This is a genomic window from Pseudomonas sp. FeN3W, from assembly GCA_030263805.2.
Lineage (GTDB): Bacteria > Pseudomonadota > Gammaproteobacteria > Pseudomonadales > Pseudomonadaceae > Stutzerimonas > Stutzerimonas stutzeri_G.
Map to the genome: position 1 here is coordinate 1,816,652 of CP136010.1, position 17,701 is coordinate 1,834,352.

At 59.9% G+C, this 17,701-nt stretch carries 16 protein-coding genes; 8 read left to right on the plus strand and 8 right to left on the minus strand.

What is annotated here, in order from left to right:
* Window position 1: 1 nt before the first annotated feature.
* Window positions 2–460: a DUF2214 family protein gene (locus P5704_008640; GenBank protein ID WOF80525.1), complete on the plus strand. Its 459-nt coding sequence runs from the start codon at window positions 2–4 to the stop codon at window positions 458–460.
* 13 nt (window positions 461–473) lie between these two features.
* Here P5704_008640 and speA read toward each other — a convergent pair whose 3' ends face one another.
* From speA to thiO, 3 genes are all read right to left on the minus strand, one after another.
* Window positions 474–2,387 (minus strand): arginine decarboxylase, encoded by a 1,914-nt coding sequence (speA, locus tag P5704_008645; protein ID WOF80526.1) that lies wholly within the window; start codon window positions 2,385–2,387, stop codon window positions 474–476.
* A 122-nt stretch (window positions 2,388–2,509) separates the two neighbouring features.
* Window positions 2,510–2,881, minus strand: coding sequence for a translation initiation factor Sui1 (locus P5704_008650; GenBank protein WOF80527.1), 372 nt, complete (start codon window positions 2,879–2,881; stop codon window positions 2,510–2,512).
* Window positions 2,882–3,029: 148 nt separating this feature from the next.
* Window positions 3,030–4,139 carry a glycine oxidase ThiO gene (gene thiO / locus P5704_008655; GenBank protein ID WOF80528.1) on the minus strand — a complete coding sequence of 370 codons (1,110 nt, stop codon included), beginning with the start codon at window positions 4,137–4,139 and terminating at the stop codon, window positions 3,030–3,032.
* Window positions 4,140–4,291: 152 nt separating this feature from the next.
* On the opposite strand from thiO, the gene P5704_008660 reads away from it, so the two are divergent.
* From P5704_008660 to P5704_008690, 7 genes are all read left to right on the plus strand, one after another.
* Complete coding sequence (locus P5704_008660; protein ID WOF80529.1) at window positions 4,292–4,789, plus strand: GspH/FimT family pseudopilin; 498 nt, start codon at window positions 4,292–4,294, stop codon at window positions 4,787–4,789.
* A gap of 157 nt (window positions 4,790–4,946) precedes the next feature.
* Window positions 4,947–5,438: a GspH/FimT family pseudopilin gene (locus P5704_008665; protein ID WOF80530.1), complete on the plus strand. Its 492-nt coding sequence runs from the start codon at window positions 4,947–4,949 to the stop codon at window positions 5,436–5,438.
* 8 nt (window positions 5,439–5,446) lie between these two features.
* Window positions 5,447–5,998 carry a type IV pilus modification protein PilV gene (pilV, locus tag P5704_008670; protein ID WOF80531.1) on the plus strand — a complete coding sequence of 184 codons (552 nt, stop codon included), beginning with the start codon at window positions 5,447–5,449 and terminating at the stop codon, window positions 5,996–5,998.
* A complete protein-coding gene (locus P5704_008675) occupies window positions 5,995–6,846 on the plus strand; it encodes a PilW family protein (protein ID WOF80532.1) in 852 nt (283 codons plus the stop codon). Before pilV ends, P5704_008675 begins: the two co-directional genes overlap by 4 nt.
* Window positions 6,843–7,448: a PilX N-terminal domain-containing pilus assembly protein gene (locus tag P5704_008680; GenBank protein WOF80533.1), complete on the plus strand. Its 606-nt coding sequence runs from the start codon at window positions 6,843–6,845 to the stop codon at window positions 7,446–7,448. Before P5704_008675 ends, P5704_008680 begins: the two co-directional genes overlap by 4 nt.
* Before the next feature lie 11 nt (window positions 7,449–7,459).
* Window positions 7,460–11,191, plus strand: a complete 3,732-nt coding sequence (locus P5704_008685; protein WOF80534.1) for a PilC/PilY family type IV pilus protein — start codon at window positions 7,460–7,462, stop codon at window positions 11,189–11,191.
* Window positions 11,192–11,222: 31 nt separating this feature from the next.
* Window positions 11,223–11,639, plus strand: a complete 417-nt coding sequence (locus P5704_008690; GenBank protein WOF80535.1) for a type IV pilin protein — start codon at window positions 11,223–11,225, stop codon at window positions 11,637–11,639.
* 167 nt (window positions 11,640–11,806) lie between these two features.
* Here the strand turns inward: P5704_008690 and ispH are convergent, their stop codons facing one another.
* From ispH to ribF, 5 genes are all read right to left on the minus strand, one after another.
* Window positions 11,807–12,751 carry a 4-hydroxy-3-methylbut-2-enyl diphosphate reductase gene (ispH, locus tag P5704_008695; protein ID WOF80536.1) on the minus strand — a complete coding sequence of 315 codons (945 nt, stop codon included), beginning with the start codon at window positions 12,749–12,751 and terminating at the stop codon, window positions 11,807–11,809.
* 118 nt (window positions 12,752–12,869) lie between these two features.
* Window positions 12,870–13,307 (minus strand): peptidylprolyl isomerase, encoded by a 438-nt coding sequence (locus P5704_008700; protein ID WOF80537.1) that lies wholly within the window; start codon window positions 13,305–13,307, stop codon window positions 12,870–12,872.
* Complete coding sequence (gene lspA / locus P5704_008705) at window positions 13,300–13,803, minus strand: signal peptidase II (GenBank protein WOF80538.1); 504 nt, start codon at window positions 13,801–13,803, stop codon at window positions 13,300–13,302. Before lspA ends, P5704_008700 begins: the two co-directional genes overlap by 8 nt.
* A 111-nt stretch (window positions 13,804–13,914) precedes the next feature.
* Window positions 13,915–16,746, minus strand: a complete 2,832-nt coding sequence (ileS, locus tag P5704_008710; protein WOF80539.1) for an isoleucine--tRNA ligase — start codon at window positions 16,744–16,746, stop codon at window positions 13,915–13,917.
* Window position 16,747: 1 nt separating this feature from the next.
* Window positions 16,748–17,698, minus strand: a complete 951-nt coding sequence (ribF, locus tag P5704_008715) for a bifunctional riboflavin kinase/FAD synthetase (GenBank protein ID WOF80540.1) — start codon at window positions 17,696–17,698, stop codon at window positions 16,748–16,750.
* Window positions 17,699–17,701 lie beyond the last annotated feature (3 nt).

The window sequence follows — 17,701 nt, forward strand, 5'->3', positions numbered from 1 at the left end:
CATGGCCTACGCCATTGCCGCCTACCTGCACTTTCTGGCGATCTTCCTGCTCTTTGCCCTGTTGCTGCTGGAGCATCAGCTGTTCCGCCAGCCGCTGACGCTGGAGCGCGCGCGCAGCCTGTTCCGCATCGACATAGCCTTTGGCATCACGGCCGCGGCCGTGCTGGCGACCGGCATCGCCCGGGCGGTCTTCTACGGCAAGGGACTGGACTACTATCTGAAGAACAGCTTCTTTCACGCCAAGGTCGGTTTGTTCGTAGTCGTCGCCGTCCTGTCCATCTACCCGACGCTGACCTTTCTGCGCTGGCGCCCCGCTCTCGCGGCAGGCCAGGCACCGACCGTCTCGAGCGGCAGCGCCAGATGGGTCAAGCTGACCATTCGCCTGGAGCTGCTGCTGCTCGCGCTGATTCCCCTGCTGGCGGCGCTGATGGCACGGGGCTTCGGCGTCATGCCCGGCTGACGCCGGGCACCCATCAGGGCGTCAGGTAGGAAGAGCGCGTCAGACCCAGGCGCAGCGCGTCGATGTACTGGGTGCGTTCCTTGGCGCTCAACTTGGCGCTGGCGACCTTGTCGCGGTAGTAGGTCATCAGCTCCTCGGGCGATAGGTGCACGTAGCGCAGCATGTCCTCGATGGTGTCGTGGGTCTCGATGCCGGCGTGGTAGTAGCTGCCGTCCTCACGCTGATAGACGTTCACCGAATCGGTATCGCCGAATAGGTTGTGCATGTCGCCGAGAATTTCCTGATAGGCACCCACGAGGAACACGCCGAGGAAATACTCCTCGCCAGGCGCGACCTCGTGCACCGGCATGCTGCTCTCGATGCTCTGCTCGTCGACGTAGTGCTTGATCTTGCCATCCGAATCGCAGGTCAGGTCCTGCAGCACAGCGCGCCGCACCGGCTCCTCGCTCAGACGCTGCAGCGGTACGATCGGCAAGATCTGGTCGATCGCCCAGGTATCCGGAAGGCTCTGGAATACCGAGAAGTTGCAGATGTACTTGTCCGCCAGCTTGTCGTTGAGCTCGTCGAGCACCGCCCGATGCGAGCGCTGACGGGCCTTGAGCTGGTTGTACAGGCGTCGGCAGATGGCGAAATAGCTCTGCTCGGCCAGCGCTTTCTGCGCCAGCGTCAGCTTGCCGGAGGCGTACTGCGCGCTGGACTCGCTCATGTAGTGGGTAGCGCGCCAGTAGGTCTCGGTGACCATTTCCGGGTCGGTCGGTCCGAGTAGGTCGGCCAGCGACTGCACGATCTCCGGCAGTTCGTCGTAGTTGTCGATCACCGGCAGCTCATCGTTGTGCCGCTCGACGTCGGTGACCTGCATGACCAACACCGCATGATGCGCCGTCATGGCACGCCCGCTTTCGGAGAAGATGTTCGGGTGCGGCAGCCCCTGTGCCTCGCAGAACTCCTTGAGCATGCCGACCACGGTACCGGCGTATTCGTCGATGTCGTAGTTGATCGAGCTGGCATTGCGCGAGTGGGTGCCGTCGTAGTCGACCCCCAGACCGCCGCCGACATCGATGTAATCCACCGGCAGGTTCAACGCCCGTAGCTCGGCGTAGTAACGAATCGCCTCACGGAAGCCCTGACGGTAGTCGGCCAGATTGGCGATCTGCGAACCCATGTGGAAGTGCAGCAAGCGGATGCCCTGATCCATTTCCGCCGCACGAAAGCGTTCGATCACCGAGAGCAGCTGCGCCGCGGACAGGCCGAACTTCGACCGCTCGCCACCGGTATCGGCCCACTTCGACGAAGCCAGCGACGACAGGCGCACACGCAGGCCGACCTGCGGGGTCAGCTTGAGCTCGTTGGCCTCCTCGATCACCAGCCCGACCTCGGACTCCTTCTCGATGACGATGAACACGTTGTGGCCGAGCTTCTGGCCCATCAGTGCGAGGCGGATGAACTCGCGGTCCTTGTAGCCATTGCAGACGATGGTGCCGCCCTTCGGCGCCAGCGCCAGCACAGCCATCAGCTCCGGCTTGGAACCCGCCTCCAGGCCGATGGAAACGTTCTGCGTGGCGATGATGTTCTCCACCACCGCTTCCTGCTGGTTGACCTTGATCGGGTACAACGCGGTGTACTTGCCGGCGTACTCCATGCGCTCGATGTTGGCATCGAAGGCACCGGTCAGGCGCCGTACGCGGTCCTGCAGGATGCCGGGGAAACGCACCAGCAACGGCAGTGACAGCCCCGCCTCGCGTAATTGCTCGATCAGGCCGTTGAACTCGATCGGCTCGCCGCTCGGCCCTTGCGGGCGCACTTCGACATTGCCCTGGTCGTTGATTGCGAAATACCCAGCGCCCCAGTGGCGGATACCGTAGATGCTGCGGCTGTCGGCAGCGGTCCACTGGCTACCGTCGTCTTTACGTGTGCGTCGTACAGGCATCAAGGCCTCCCGGAAGAAATTGAGTGTTTCGCAGCGAGCAGAACCGCGCGGCGAAGGCTATGCGGCTTCGACAGCCGATATGCGGAAAATGGTGAAAATCGGTGGAGGTGTCACATCGGTGCTCAGCCACCGGACTTCTTGGCCTTGAAGCCACGTTTGCTCAGCTCGTCGATCAGCAGCTGAACGTGATCGCCCTGAATCTCGATGACTCCATCCTTCAGCGCACCACCCGTGCCGCAGCGACGTTTCAGCGCGCTGGCAAGTTCCTTGAGATCGGTCTCGGGCAAGGGAACGCCACTGATGGTCGTCACCGTCTTGCCGCCTCGGCCCTTACTCTCGCGGCGCACCCGTGCAATGCCGTCGCCTTCGGGCACAACGCTTTGTTTGCAGATGCAACTACCCAGCGGTTGACTGCACTCGGGACAATGCCGACCGGCATCGGTGGAATAGACCAGCCCGCTCAGGCCGGCCAGGGAAGTGGTTTTCTTCGCCACACAAACCTCACTCGCCAATCTGGCTCTGCCTGGCAGAGCCGAAGTGCCGGCTAATTTACCAGCAATGCGAGTTGGTAGCAGAACAGAGTCCGGGCGACGCATATGAAACCCGGACTGCTCGTGAAACCGAAGTACCGCGAAGGGCCGATCAGCTCTTCTGATCGGCGATACGCCCGGCCGGTGCATAGGGCGATGGGTCCACGATCGGCGCCTGCCCAAGCATCAGATCGACCAGCAGCTGACAGGACGCCGGTGCCAGCACCAACCCGTTGCGGAAGTGCCCGCAGTTCAGCCACAGCCCGTCGAAACCGCTCACCTGTCCTATATAAGGCACGCCGTCCGGCGAACCGGGTCGCAGGCCTGCCCAGTGCTTGACCACTTGCGCATCGGCCAGCGCGGGCAACAGCTCGATCGCTGTTGCCCTCAGGCTTTCCAGCGCGTCTTCGGTCGGCGTCTTGTCGAAGCCGACATCTTCCAGCGTGCTGCCGACCAGGATATGGCCGTCGCGCCGCGGAATCGCATAGCGCCGTTTAGCCAGCACCATACTCGGCAGGAAGTCCTCGGCGCACTTGAATAGAATCATCTGCCCCTTCATCGGCTTGACCGGAATCTCCAGCCCCAGCGTCGCCAGCAACTGTGCGCTCCAGGCGCCCGCAGCCACCACGACCTGATCCGCTCGCATCTCGCCCTGCGCCGTCTGCACGCCTACGATGCGCGCGCCATCGCGCAGGAAACCTTCCACCGGGCACTGCTCGATTACATTCACATTCGGTAGCTGCCGCAGCGCTTCACGCAAAGCGCGCAGCAGGCGGGGATTGCGAATGTTGGCGACCCCCTCCATGTAGACGGCACGCCCATAACCGTCACCCAATGAAGGCACGGCCTGGTGCACCGTTTCCATCGACACTGAAGTGAGTGGCCGCCCATAACGCTCAGCCCAACTCAATGCCTCGGCCTCATCGTGCAAATCCAGCCAGTAAAGACCGGTGACATGCACCTCGGGGTCCACCCCCGTCTCTTCCAGAAGCCGCTCGCCAAGCTGCGGATAGAAATCCTGCGACCAATGCGCCAGCGCCGTGACCGCCGGGCTGTAGCGCCACGGATAAAGCGGCGAAACGATCCCGCCGCCGGCCCAGGAAGCTTCGCGACCAACATCGCCCGACTCCAGCAGCAACACCGACGTGCCTGCCTGAGCCAGGCGATAGGCGGACAACAACCCGATGACACCGCCACCGACAACGATCACTTCTTGATTCACATGCCTCTCCAACCATCTGGTTCACATTTCTGCCCGTCCTCACTTGGACTGACGGGCAGGCTGCTTTAAAAGAGCGTCGTGTATCTCGCGAACGCCAATACACATAAAGCAGCCAGGACGGCTGAGCATCATACGTGCAAAGGAACCGCACTATGGCGAACCGAAATCAAGGCTTCACACTAATAGACCTGATGGTCACGCTGTCGGTATTAAGCGTCGTCGCTGCGATAGCTATCCCCGCGTTCGGCAACATGATTGAAAGAAGTCGCCAGGAAGCGCTGAAGGATGAGGTCGAAAGCACACTGCACAATGCCCGCACGCAAGCAGTTCTACGGCGCCGCACCATAGAGATATGTGGAAGCGGAGACGGCGAGACATGTTCGACGAACTGGGCAGATGGCTGGCTTGTACGCACTACGACAGGGCAAACACTGCAACTGACCCAACTTCCACATCAAGCTGAGCTCAGCTGGATTGGCTTTAGCGAGAGCATTCGTTTTCGCGATAACGGGGCGGCGCCCGCCAGCAATGGGCGATTTTACCAATGCCATGGGAAGCAGGTCGCATGGCAAGTCGTCGTCAGTCGTCAGGGGCGGATACGCCAGGCTTCAGAGGCAGAAAACACCGCTCAAGCCAGCCTATGCCGGTGAAGCCGAACCAGGGACTCCTGCGGCAAACATCGACGCCATCACAGCTCAAACTCAAGCCTCGACCGTTCATCCATACAAACGCACCAACGATCTTCCCCATGCGGACAAGACACCAACGCATTTGCATCATCCGCTCACGATTCCCCTGGAGTACACCATGTCACGCACAACCGACATGCACGGATTCACCCTGGTCGAGCTGATGATCACCCTGGCGTTGCTTGGCGTTTTCGCAGCCATTGCCGTCCCCAGCTTCAACAGCCTGATCCGTAGTAACCAAGTGCAAAGCAAGGCAGAGGAACTGGTTAGCTTCCTGCAGCACGCACGTGGTCAAGCGGTCCTTAACCGACAGGCATACGAAGTACAGATCAAGAGTAATGCGCCCTGGGAACTCAGCAGCGCGGGAAGCGGGGAAGTGGAGCGAATCCTGGAGCATAACCCCGCTCACGCGGAGATCCTCAGCTCAGCCCTCAGCGACGACAAACTGGTCTACCGGGCCAACGGCACGGCTACAACCGCCAAGTTCACCATATGCCGCGACTCAGACCCGGCCACCGGCTACCTACTCGAAGTGCAAGCTAGCGGCGGCCTCGTTCTCTACCCTCGAGGCAAGAAAGACGGAGCTGCCATGGACAGCTGCACACCATGAGGAACTCAATGAAAACCAATAAAGGCTTCAGCCTGATCGAGGTACTGGTGGCCCTACTGCTAACCACCATCGGTGTACTCGGCATGGTGGCTCTGCAGGGACGCAGCATCCAATACACACAGGACTCGGTACAGCGCAACACGGCCATCGTTCTGGCCGGCGACTTGATCGAAATTGTAAGAGCGCACCCAAAAGAGCTGTTCGATACTTCGCCACCGCAGTTCCCTATGAACAGCGGGTTAAAAGACAGCTCCATTTTCTACAAAGCCGCCGGCGATGAGTTCGCCGACCGCGAGAGCTGCGTGGCGAGTCCGACCCGAATAGCAAAAACAGCAAAAGAACTGCGCGACTGCTGGGCCGACAAGGTTGAAGCATTGTTACCAGGCGGCAGCGAGCTATTCGTTAGCGACGTATACGTTTGCCGCAGCTCTATTGCAGGTGATTGCGATGACAAGGGTTCAATGCTTGAAATTCGCCTGGCCTGGCAAGTTCGTGAAGGCGCCTGCCTTGATGCGGAAAACTCCGATGTTTGCAGCTATACAGTTCGGGTAGAACCATGAACCACACTAAACATCAATTTGGCCTGTCCATGGTAGAACTGCTTATCGCACTAGCGATCAGTAGCTTTCTAATCCTCGGTATTACGCAAGTCTATATCGACAACAAGCGTAACTATGTCTTCCAACAGAATCAGGCTGGGAACGTCGAAAACAGTCGCTTTGCCGCATTAGTCATTAACGACTACCTGAGCAAGGCAGGCTATCGTCGGACACCCTCAGCGCTGCTGGACATCGTCTTTCCCTCCCGCCCTGCTTCCGGTGGATGCCTCGCATTCAACGCTGGACATGCCGCTACCGGATTGGATCCCAGTGAAGGTATCGGCTTCTGCATTCGATATCAGCCGCAAGTCAGTGGAGAACTGGACTGTCAGGGCACGGCTAGCTCTGTTACATATGACGAAGCCTTCCCTTCTTCCCCGCCCGACGCAGCCGACCTGACCGTTCTGGCGTTCAAATACGAACCCAGCAGCAACGACCAGCTGCAGGACGGGCGCCTTCTATGTAAAAGCCTCAACGCCACCACGCCGCAGTACGGCGAGGTGCTCCGCGGCATTGCGGACCTGCGTTTGGACTTCGGTGTAGGCAAGACTGACATGCTGGAAAAGGAAGTTACCACCTTCGTCCAGCAAGCAGATTGGACACCCACCAGTGGTGCGATTCGTAGCGTGCGCTATGCCCTACTGCTCTCCAGCCGTGCAGGACAGCGCGACGGCGATGACTCGAAGGTTCTTGCCGACTGGCTGCTAGAAGCCTCAACGGAAGCGCAAACCCGACTGGAAGAGGCAGATAACAAGCGCATCTACCAAGTGGCAGGCGCCACGCAAACCATCAGGAATCTAATGCCATGATGCTCATTTCCCGCAAATCTCAGGGCGGAGCGGTACTCCTCGTTTCCCTCGTCATGCTGCTGGTTCTGACTGTACTGGCCGTCAGCAGCATGCGAGGCGTGACGCTCGAGTCACGCATCACGGCAAACCGCGCTCACGACATGAAAAGCCAGAACATTGCAGATGCGGCATTGCGCGAAGCTGAATTTCGTTTTTACGGTCCCGGCAACTTGTCCGAGAAGCTTGAAGCTAAAGCAGCCAACTGTTTGGCGGCTAACACCCTGAAGGCCAATGGAATCAACAGCCCTTGCCTGCTTGAAGTCAAGACAGATCGTCTACTGGCATTCGTGGACCAGCCTCACCAGGCGGACGGAGATGATCTCCTGACCGCCTCGAACGTCTGGATGCCTTACCGAGGTACGGACCCTGCTGCAGCCACGACGGCCGACGCCCACTACAACAGCATCCTGGCGAATGTAGCAGGGAACGCTGCTGTCAACGCCGAATATGGCGGGCGTGGCGAGGGAAGTGGCACCTATTTCTATCTCAACAACGGCAAGACCGGCGACGCCCTCTATCTGCAGTCGACGCACGCCAACATCTACCTTGGCCTTAACAATTGAGAGCCGACATCATGCTCCGTTCCCGTCCCCACTCTCGCACCAAGACGCTCTCGTACGCGGTCTTCGGCGTGCTCCTGCTCAGTGCTGCCGATGCCTTTGCGACCGTCTCCCAGAGCCCGTTGAGCCTGACCGTAGGCGTTCCGCCGAACATGCTGCTGACCCTAGACGACTCGGGCAGTATGCGCTGGGCCTTTGCCCCCGACAGCATGAGCACCACTTATACAACTCGCAGAGCTAAATCGAGCGATTTCAATCCCATTTACTACAATCCCGATGTGATCTATCAAGCACCAATAGTGTTCAATACTGCTGGTGTGGAACAACAACTATCGACAAGCTTCACCGCTGCCTGGCACAACGGTTATAACACTGCGGTCGGTTCGGTAAATCTTAGCGGTGCGAATTATCGTGTTTCTTGGGACGTCCCTATCACGAACGCTCCGTCGAGTTACAGCTATACAAGCACCACGAACTACGCGGCCCCCACCGGAACTGTCTATCGCCTGGCGCGGAATCCGACAGCAGACTTCAGTGCCACCACCAGCCGCAACACCAATGGCACTAACACCGTAACCAACGGCAGCATCAGTTTCGCCATCACCCGAACCAACACCAATAGCTGTACTGCGACGGCAACGCTGGCTGGGGTCACTGTCACTGCAGCCTGCGCCGGCTCCAGCAATAGCTACACTGCGTCATTGGCTCAACTCAGTGTCCCCCCTTACTACTATACTTATGACGCCACTCTGGCCAGCAACTGCACCACGGCCAATGATGACTGCTACCGTCTGAAGTTCATCAGCACCGCTGAGCAACAGAATTTCGCCAACTGGTACTCCTTCTATCGCAACCGTGCACTGGCAACAGTCACCGCCGCCGCTCTGGCGTTCTACGACCTGTCATCCTCGGTACGCCTGAGCTGGCAAAGCCTGGGAAACTGCACCACTTTCAGCAGTACCAACCCAAACAGCCAGTGCAAAAACAATGCTTTCAAGGAATACACCCCCGCCCATAAGGGGCAACTCTACGCCTGGCTACAAAGCATCGTATTCGACCAGAGCACGCCCCTGCCGGCGGCGCTCAAAAGAGCGGGTGAGTTTTACACCACCAGCACCCCATGGCAGAAAAACCCTAACGGCACGGGGAATACCAGTCAGAACACTTATGCTTGCCGTGCCAGCTATCATATTTTGATGACCGACGGGCAATGGAACGCCACGACCACATCGCCCGGTAACTTCCGCCACGATGCTGCGAGCTTCACCCTGCCTGATGGTCGTGCCTATAACCAGCGCACCCCCTATTACGACAGCACAAATAACACCTTGGCCGACCTAGCCATGCATTATTGGGCCACGGACCTCAACCCTGACCTGGATAACGACTTACCAGCGTACATACCCTTCAAGAGCGGAGATACCACCACCGACTACTGGGACCCACGCAACGATCCGGCGACTTGGCAGCACATGACCAACTTCGTCATGGGCCTGGGGCTAACCGAGTCCCTGAACAATGCAAATGTCCCTTGGGCCGGGAGCACGTTCGGCGGTAGCGGCTACAATAACCTGCTAAATGGCACTGCCACCTGGCCTGCCGCAGCCAGTAACAGCACTAACAATGTATATGATCTTTGGCACGCCGCGATCAACTCACGAGGCGAATTCTTCAGCGTCGACAGCCCGGAAGCCATGGTCCAGGCGTTCGACGACATTCTGTCGCGCATTGCCGACCGCAAATCCACAGCAGCCAAGCCTGCCATCAATTCCGGCCAGGTCAGTGCCGACGAAAACGACAATGGCACGGTCAAGACCGTCTCCTACCAGACTTCTTACGCCAGCGACGATAATTGGTCTGGCGATGTAAAGCGCTTCGAAAAAGCCTGGAACGCCCAAAGCAACGCCTTTGAAACTTCCGAAATTTGGAGTGCCAAGAGTCAAGTACCCGGCTGGCAAAGCCGTAGCATCAAGATGGCCGGCAATACGAACAGCGGTTTGGTGGAATTCACCTGGAACAACGCCGGCTCTGCCAGTACTGGCGGCACGTTGGCAAATTTGCTTAGCCGCGACCCGGAGAATAGTAATTTACCGGACGCGAAGGGAGAGCAGCGCTTACAGTATCTCCGCGGCAACCGCACTGGCGAAGGCTCAACGTTCCGTCAACGCAGTAGCGTCCTAGGTGACTTCTATTCATCCAGTCCAGCCGTAGTATCCGGGCCCCGCTACCTCGTGAACTTCAGTAACCGCCTGGAAGGCAATACCGCGTACTCCACGTTTTCAACCAGTGTCGCCGGGCGGACGCCTCGTGTATATGCGGGCGGGAATGACGGCATGCTACATGGATTCAATGCACTCACCGGCGTCGAGGAATTTGCCTTCGTCCCCAGTGCCGTGTTCGCTAAGCTCAACAAGCTGACCGGCTCCAACTACAGCCATGAATTTTTTGTGGATGGCAGCCCCGTCGTGGCCGATGTCTACAACGGCGAAGAATGGCGCACCATTCTGGTCGGCACATTGAAGGCAGGAGGCAAATCTATCTTTGCGTTGGATATCACGACACCGGGAAGTGAGGAGTTGCTGTGGGAATTCGACGATAGCAGCCTGCCTGATGACGCAGCAGTAAAGATGGGTTACAGCTTCTCCCAACCGACTATTGCGCGACTGCATACCGGAACATGGACCGTCGTGTTCGGCAATGGTTACGAAAGCCCCAACAATACCAACGGCAAGGCGGCTTTGTTCGTCGTCGATGCAATGGAGGGCACGCTCCTTAGTAGCCTGGAAGTCGAGGGTGTAGACGGGGTTGCGAATGGCCTTTCGACACCCAAACTTGCCGACTACAACGCTGACGGTGTAGCCGACTATGCCTACGCGGGAGATCTTCAGGGCAATCTTTGGCGTTTCGATCTGCTACGTAACGGTCGGAGCGATACGGCACCCTTCACCACCGAAGACGATAGCGAAAACGCCATTGATGATTTCGAGGTAGCCTTTGGCGGCGAACCACTGTTCAGCGCCGTAGCAAACACCGGCACCGAAAGTCGTCAGCCCATTACATCCGCACCGAGCCTGGTGCTACACCCCACCGGGTTCGGCTATCTGGTCGTATTCGGTACCGGCAAATTCTTCGAGACCGGCGACAAGGAAGGCGACAAGAGCTTCGCTCAAACGGTATACGGCATCTGGGACAAGCAGACACTGGGTGAGGAAGCCAGCGACCCCAACATCAGCAGCAGCCGCAGCAGCTTGCAGGAGCAGACAATCACCACCCAAACCACTGTCGAGGCAAATGGCGCAACCCGCCAAGGTTTGGTATTGAGTGCTAATAATGTTCGCTGGCAAGCGAGCAACAGCGCGCCAGCCCAGGATGGCTGGTACCTGAATCTTCGCCGGAGCCAAGGCGAGATGGTCGTGGAGAACATGTCACAGCTGGGCCGCACGATATTCTTCCAGTCGCTTATTCCAAATGACGACCCTTGCGGTGATGGCGCGAGCAACTGGACCTACGCCATCAATCCCTTCACTGGCGGCAGAACCTCTCACAATGCCTTTGACTACATACCAACCACGGATATCGGTACGACCAATGTCTCCGCGGTCCGTCAGGATGGCGAGGGTGGAGGTACACTTTCCCAGGATTCCGACGGGACATACCAGTACAACACAGGCCAGGAGAGCATCAACGTCTACCCGGACCCCGCAAGCCTAGGCCGCCAGAGCTGGCGTCGTATCGAACAGGAATAATGGGATGAGTCCAGCATTAACGGAGCAGTCTATGAAACGTGCCGAGCGCGGTTTTACCCTGATTGAACTCATGATAGTGGTCGCCATCATCGGTATCCTCGCGGCGATTGCCTATCCGAGTTATGACGAGTACGTAAAACGCGGCAACCGTACCGAGGGCCAGGCGCTGCTGAACGATGCATCCGCTCGGCAGGAGCGTTATTTCGGCCAGAACAATGCCTACATCACTTCAGATGCCGATATAGCAAAGCTGGGATTGAGGAACGGTAATACGTCAGAAACAGGTAAATACACACTATCCGTGGGCACAACCAATGGGGACGGCGGCTATACGCTCACAGCCGAACAACAGTTTGGCGACACTAAATGCGGCAATCTAACCCTGAACGCCCTTGGCGCTAAAGACAGGACCGGCAGTGGGAAGACGGCCGCGGAGTGTTGGCGCTAAGCCAGCGGCGAGCCCTAACGGGCCTCGTACAGTGCTGACGAAGCCTCGACCCGCTGGGCGAGGCTGTTTATCTAATCAGCCATGTTTCTTTCGGAGGACTTCCGTTAAGCGCGATACGACTATTCCGCAGCACTCTCAAAGCCCCTTGCAGTATGGCTCACAGCAGATCATACAGCCTTCAACCGCAACTCCTTCGGCATGGAGAACGTCACGTTCTCCAGCCGCCCTTCCAACTCATTCATGTCAGTGGCGCCCCACTCCTTCAGCTGCTCGATTACCCCACGCACCAGCACCTCAGGTGCCGATGCGCCGGCAGTGATGCCGATGCGCTCGACGCTCTCGAACCATTCTCGCTTGAGGTCCTCGGCGCCGTCGATCAGATACGCGGGTGTATTCATGCGCTCTGCCAGCTCACGCAGGCGGTTTGAGTTTGAGCTGTTGGGGCTGCCGACCACCAGTACCACGTCGCATTCATCGGCCAGTTGCTTCACCGCATCCTGGCGATTCTGTGTGGCGTAGCAGATGTCATCCTTGCGTGGACCACCGATGCTCGGGTACTTGCTGCGCAGCGCGTCGATGACGCGACTGGTGTCATCCATGGACAACGTGGTCTGGGTGACGAACGCCAAGGCCTCGGGGTTGCGCACCTGCAGCTGGGCAACATCCTCTTCATCCTCGACCAGATAGATCGCGCCGCCATTGCGCGCGTCGTACTGCCCCATGGTTCCTTCGACTTCAGGGTGGCCCTGGTGGCCGATGAGGATGCATTCGCGCCCTTCACGGCTGTACTTGGCCACTTCCAGATGCACCTTGGTCACCAGCGGACAGGTGGCGTCGAACACCTTCAGGCCGCGTTTCTCCGCCTCCTGCCGAACGGCCTGCGAAACGCCATGGGCGCTGAAGATGACGATGACGTTGTCCGGCACCTGATCCAGCTCTTCGACGAAGACCGCACCGCGGGCACGCAGGTCTTCCACTACGAACTTGTTGTGCACGACCTCATGTCGCACATAGATCGGAGGTCCGAAGACTTCCAGAGCGCGGTTGACAATTTCGATGGCGCGATCTACACCCGCGCAGAAGCCGCGAGGGTTGGCGAGTTTGATTTGCATGATGGGTCTCGGCACGCGAAGGCTTGATGACGGGGGAGTGTAACGCGATACGTGCGGGCATTCTCGGGTGCCCTTCGTCAGCCGGCGGACGCGAACGCCCCCGCCGCCTGCGAGCCGGTTACACCGGTTTGACGTCGATGATTTCGACTTCGAACGTCAGGGTCTTGCCAGCCAGAGGATGGTTGAAGTCCACAGTGACCTGATTGTCATCGAAGGCTTTCACGACCCCCGGCAGCTCGGTGCGAGCCGCGTCCTGAAAGCTCACCATCAAGCCTTCGGAGAGCTCCATCCCGGCGAACTGGCTGCGCGGCATGACCTGGACGTTCTGCGGGTTGACCTGGCCGAAGCCCTGCTCCGGAGCAATCTGCAGGGTGCGCTTGTCACCGGCCTTCAGCCCATAGAGCTGTTGCTCGAAACCCGGCAGCAGGTTGCCGTCGCCCACCTTGAAGGTGGCTGGCTTCTTGTCGAACGTGCTGTCGACCAGCTCGCCCGTCTCCAGGCCGAGCGCAAAATGCAGGGTGACTTCCTTGTCCGGCCCAATGCGCTGTTCAGTCATGTGCGGATTCTCCGGTCTTGTTGCCCTTGAACATATCCAGCGCCAGCATCACGGCGCCTACGGTAATGGCGCTATCGGCGATGTTGAACGCCGGGAAGTACCAGCGGTTCTGCCAATGCACCAGGATGAAGTCGACCACGTGACCAAGCACCACGCGGTCATAGAGGTTGCCCAAAGCGCCCCCCAATACCAACGCCAACGCAACGGCGAGCCAGGTTTCGCTGGCCTTCAGGCGCTTGAGCCAGACCACCAGCACGACGCTCACGCCAATGGCGATCGCCGCGAACAGCCAGCGCTGCCAGCCGCTGTGGTCGGCCAGAAAGCTAAACGCCGCACCGGTGTTGTAGGCCAGGGTCCAGGCGAAGTAGTCGGGGATGACCTCGACCTTCTGGTACAGGCTGAAATTGGCCTCGAACCAGTGCTTGGTGGCCTGATCGAGGGCGATGACCAATACGCTCAGCCAGAGCCAGGCAAGCTTGCCGAAACGCGCCGTCATGCAATGGCCTCCGCAGGAACACGACGCGGCAGAGCGCGCGTCAGTCCAGCAGCAGTGAAGACCGCATCGTGATGGTGAGCTGAAGCGCGGCCTGCGATCGGCTGCACGGATTCACGCATAGTGACGGACCTCACCGGCGCCTTCGATGTTTTCCACGCAGCGTCCACAGATTTCCGGGTGTTCGGCATGGCTGCCCACGTCCGGCAAATGGTGCCAGCAGCGGCCGCACTTGCTGTGCCCGGTCTTGCGGACCAGCAATTTGAGACCGGCCAGTTCGCTGTCCACTGCCTCGGCGGGCGCCTGCGCCAATGGTGCGATGTCTACCGCCGAAGTGATCAGAACGAAGCGCAGTTCACTACCAAGACGGGCCAGCTCGCCGGCCAGCGACTCCTCGGCATACAGGGTGACTTCGGCCTGCAGGTTACCGCCGATGGCCTTGGCGTTGCGCTGGTTCTCCAGCTCCTTGTTTACCGTCGCCTTGACCTCCATGACCTTGTCCCAGAACGGGCGACTCAGCTCGAAGCCTTCCGGCAGCTCGGCAAGCCCTTCGTACCAGGTATTGAGCATCACCGACTCATTACGCTCGCCCGGCAGGTACTGCCAGATCTCCTCGGCAGTGAAGGCAAGGATCGGTGCTATCCAGCGCACCAGCGCTTCGGCGATGTGATACAGCGCGGTCTGGCAAGAGCGACGCGGCAGGCTGTCGGCACCGGTGGTGTACTGACGGTCCTTAATGATGTCGAGATAGAAGCCACCCAATTCCTGCACACAGAAGTTGTGCACCTTCTGGTAGACGTTCCAGAAGCGATAGGTCGTATAAGCCTCTTCGATCTCCTGCTGCAGCAGCAGCGCGCGGTCGATGGCCCAGCGGTCCAGGGCGATCAGCTGATCATTCGGCACCATGTGCTGCGCGGGATCGAAGCCGTCGAGATTCGAGAGCAGGAAGCGTGCGGTGTTGCGGATACGACGGTAGGCATCGGCGCTGCGCTGCAGGATCTGCTTGGATACCGCCATCTCGCCGGAATAGTCGGTGGCCGAGACCCACAGACGCAGGATGTCGGCGCCCATGCTGTCGGTAATTTCCTGCGGCGCGATGACGTTGCCGAGGGACTTGGACATCTTGCGGCCGTTCTCGTCCACGGTGAAGCCGTGGGTCAGCAGGCCCTTGTACGGTGCATGACCATCAATGGCCGCGCCGGTCAGCAGCGATGAATGGAACCAGCCGCGATGCTGGTCGGAGCCTTCCAGATAGAGATCGGCACGCGGGCCGCTTTCGTGACCCATGGGGTGCGAGCCGCGCATCACATGCCAGTGGGTGGTGCCGGAATCGAACCAGACATCGAGGGTGTCGGTGATCTTCTCGTACTGCGCCGCCTCGTCGCCGAGCAACTCGGCTGCGTCGAGCTTCGACCAGGCCTCGATACCGCCCTGCTCCACACGCTGCGCCACGGCTTCCATCAGCTCGACGGTACGCGGGTGCAGCTCGCCGCTTTCCTTGTGCAGGAAGAACGGGATCGGCACGCCCCAGGTGCGCTGGCGCGAGATGCACCAGTCCGGGCGTCCGGCGATCATGCCGTGCAGGCGCGCCTGGCCCCAGGCCGGGACGAACTCGGTCTGCTCGATGGCATCCAGTGCACGGCGGCGCAGCGAGCTGCCGTCATGAGCGACCTTGTCCATACCGACGAACCACTGCGCCGTGGCGCGGTAGATCAGCGGCGTCTTGTGCCGCCAGCAGTGCATGTAGCTGTGCTGGATCGACTCGTGCTTGAGCAGCGCGCCGACCTCGGCGAGCTTCTCGACAATAGCCGGGTTGGCTTTCCAGATGAACTGTCCACCAAAGAACGGCAGGTCGGAGACGTAGACGCCGTTGCTCTGCACCGGGCCGAGGATGTCGTCGTTCTCCATGCCGTAGTGCTTGCAGGAGCGGAAGTCGTCCTCGCCGTATGCGGGCGCCGAATGGACGATACCGGTACCGGCACCGGTTTCCACGTAGTCGGCCAGATAGACCGGAGCGAAGCGCTCGTAGAACGGATGACGGAAGCGGATCAGCTCCAGCGCTTTGCCTTCGCAACGGGCGATGATTTCACCAGCCAGGCCGTAGCGCTGCAGACAGGACTCCACCAGCTCCTCGGCCAGCACCAGCAGACGCTCGCCGGTGTCGACCAGCGCATAGACGAACTCGGGATGCACGTTCAGCGCCTGGTTGGCCGGAATGGTCCAGGGCGTGGTGGTCCAGATCACGATGCTGGCGGGCTTGGCCAAATTGGGCAGACCGAACGCGGCAGCCAGCTTGTCGGCATCCTCGACCGCGAAGGCGACGTCGATGGCATCGGATTTCTTGTCCTGATATTCGACTTCCGCCTCGGCCAACGCCGAACCGCAGTCGAAGCACCAATTCACCGGCTTCAGGCCTTTGAAGACGAAGCCACCTTCGACCAGCTTGGCCAAGGCGCGGATCTCACCAGCCTCGTTGGCGAAGTCCATGGTCTTGTATGGGTTGTCCCAGTCGCCCAGGACGCCGAGGCGGATGAAGTCGGCTTTCTGCCCTTCGATCTGTTCGGCCGCGTAGGCACGGCAGCGCTCGCGGGTCAGATCGGCCGGCTGGTTCTTGCCGAAGGTGGTCTCGACCTTGTGCTCGATCGGCAGACCGTGGCAATCCCAGCCCGGCACATAAGGCGCGTCGAAGCCGGCCAGGGTGCGCGAGCGGACGATCATGTCCTTGATCACCTTGTTCACCGCGTGACCAATGTGAATATCGCCGTTGGCATACGGCGGGCCATCGTGCAGGACGAACTTCGGGCGACCTTCGCCGATCTGCCGCAGCTTCCGGTACAGGTCAATGCTGTTCCAGCGCTGCAGAATCTCCGGCTCGCGCTGTGGCAGACCGGCCTTCATCGGAAATGCCGTGGACGGCAGATTGAGGGTCGCTTTGTAATCGGTCATTTCAGTCCTGACTCGTCATAAGGGGTGAAGCCCGCCAGTAATCACGGGCAGCGGCGATGTCGGCTTCGATCGCCGTCTTGAGCGCCTCCAGCGAGGCGAAACGCTGCTCGTCGCGCAGCTTGCGATGGAAGGTGACCTGCACCAGACGCCCATACAGGTCGCCCTGATAATCGAGCAGATGCACTTCCAAGTGTGGTTTACCGTCACTCTCGACCGTGGGTCGCATGCCGATGTTGGCGACACCGGCAAGCGACTTGTCGTCCAGCTCGAGACTGACCAGAAACACGCCACTCAGCGGCGTGTTGCGGCGTTTGAGCTGCACATTGGCAGTTGGCGCACCGAGCTGGCGGCCCAGTTTCTGCCCGTGCATGACCCGGCCGGTGATACCGAACGGTCTACCGAGCAGTGCTTCGGCGCAGGCCAGGTCACCCTCCGCCAGCACCTGACGCAGCCGCGTGCTACTGACCCGCTCGCCGTCCACCTCAATGGTGGTGGCGGCCTCGACCGAGAAGCCTTCGGCCGCGCCGGCCTTGAGCAGGAAGTCGAAATCGCCGGCGCGGTCGCAACCGAAACGGAAATCGTCACCGACTTCCAAATGCCGTACACCCAACCCTTCCACCAGCGTGGCGTGGACGAATTCAGCGGCACTCAGCTCTCGCAGGCGGCGATTGAAGGCCAGACACAACACCAGATCGACGCCCTGCTCGCTCAACAGCTGCAGTTTTTCACGCAAGCGGGTGAGCCGCGCCGGCGCCTTGTCCGGCGAAAAGAACTCACGCGGTTGCGGCTCGAAGATCACTACACAGCTGGGCAGCCCCAATTCGGCCGCACGCTCGCGCAGCCGCGCCAGGATGGCCTGATGCCCCCGGTGCACGCCGTCGAAATTGCCGATAGTGGCGACGCAGCCCCGATGCCGGGGTCGCAGATTGTGAAGGCCTCGAACCAGCTGCATACC

Coding starts and splice junctions, on each gene's coding strand:
- ribF (WOF80540.1), bottom strand. CDS start 17,698: ATGCAGCTGGTTCGAGGCCTTCACAATCTGCGACCCCGGCATCGGGGC.
- P5704_008665 (WOF80530.1), top strand. CDS start 4,947: ATGTCACGCACAACCGACATGCACGGATTCACCCTGGTCGAGCTGATG.
- P5704_008685 (WOF80534.1), top strand. CDS start 7,460: ATGCTCCGTTCCCGTCCCCACTCTCGCACCAAGACGCTCTCGTACGCG.
- P5704_008700 (WOF80537.1), bottom strand. CDS start 13,307: ATGACTGAACAGCGCATTGGGCCGGACAAGGAAGTCACCCTGCATTTT.
- ileS (WOF80539.1), bottom strand. CDS start 16,746: ATGACCGATTACAAAGCGACCCTCAATCTGCCGTCCACGGCATTTCCG.
- ispH (WOF80536.1), bottom strand. CDS start 12,751: ATGCAAATCAAACTCGCCAACCCTCGCGGCTTCTGCGCGGGTGTAGAT.
- P5704_008690 (WOF80535.1), top strand. CDS start 11,223: ATGAAACGTGCCGAGCGCGGTTTTACCCTGATTGAACTCATGATAGTG.
- P5704_008680 (WOF80533.1), top strand. CDS start 6,843: ATGATGCTCATTTCCCGCAAATCTCAGGGCGGAGCGGTACTCCTCGTT.
- P5704_008675 (WOF80532.1), top strand. CDS start 5,995: ATGAACCACACTAAACATCAATTTGGCCTGTCCATGGTAGAACTGCTT.
- P5704_008660 (WOF80529.1), top strand. CDS start 4,292: ATGGCGAACCGAAATCAAGGCTTCACACTAATAGACCTGATGGTCACG.
- lspA (WOF80538.1), bottom strand. CDS start 13,803: ATGACGGCGCGTTTCGGCAAGCTTGCCTGGCTCTGGCTGAGCGTATTG.
- speA (WOF80526.1), bottom strand. CDS start 2,387: ATGCCTGTACGACGCACACGTAAAGACGACGGTAGCCAGTGGACCGCT.
- P5704_008640 (WOF80525.1), top strand. CDS start 2: ATGGCCTACGCCATTGCCGCCTACCTGCACTTTCTGGCGATCTTCCTG.
- pilV (WOF80531.1), top strand. CDS start 5,447: ATGAAAACCAATAAAGGCTTCAGCCTGATCGAGGTACTGGTGGCCCTA.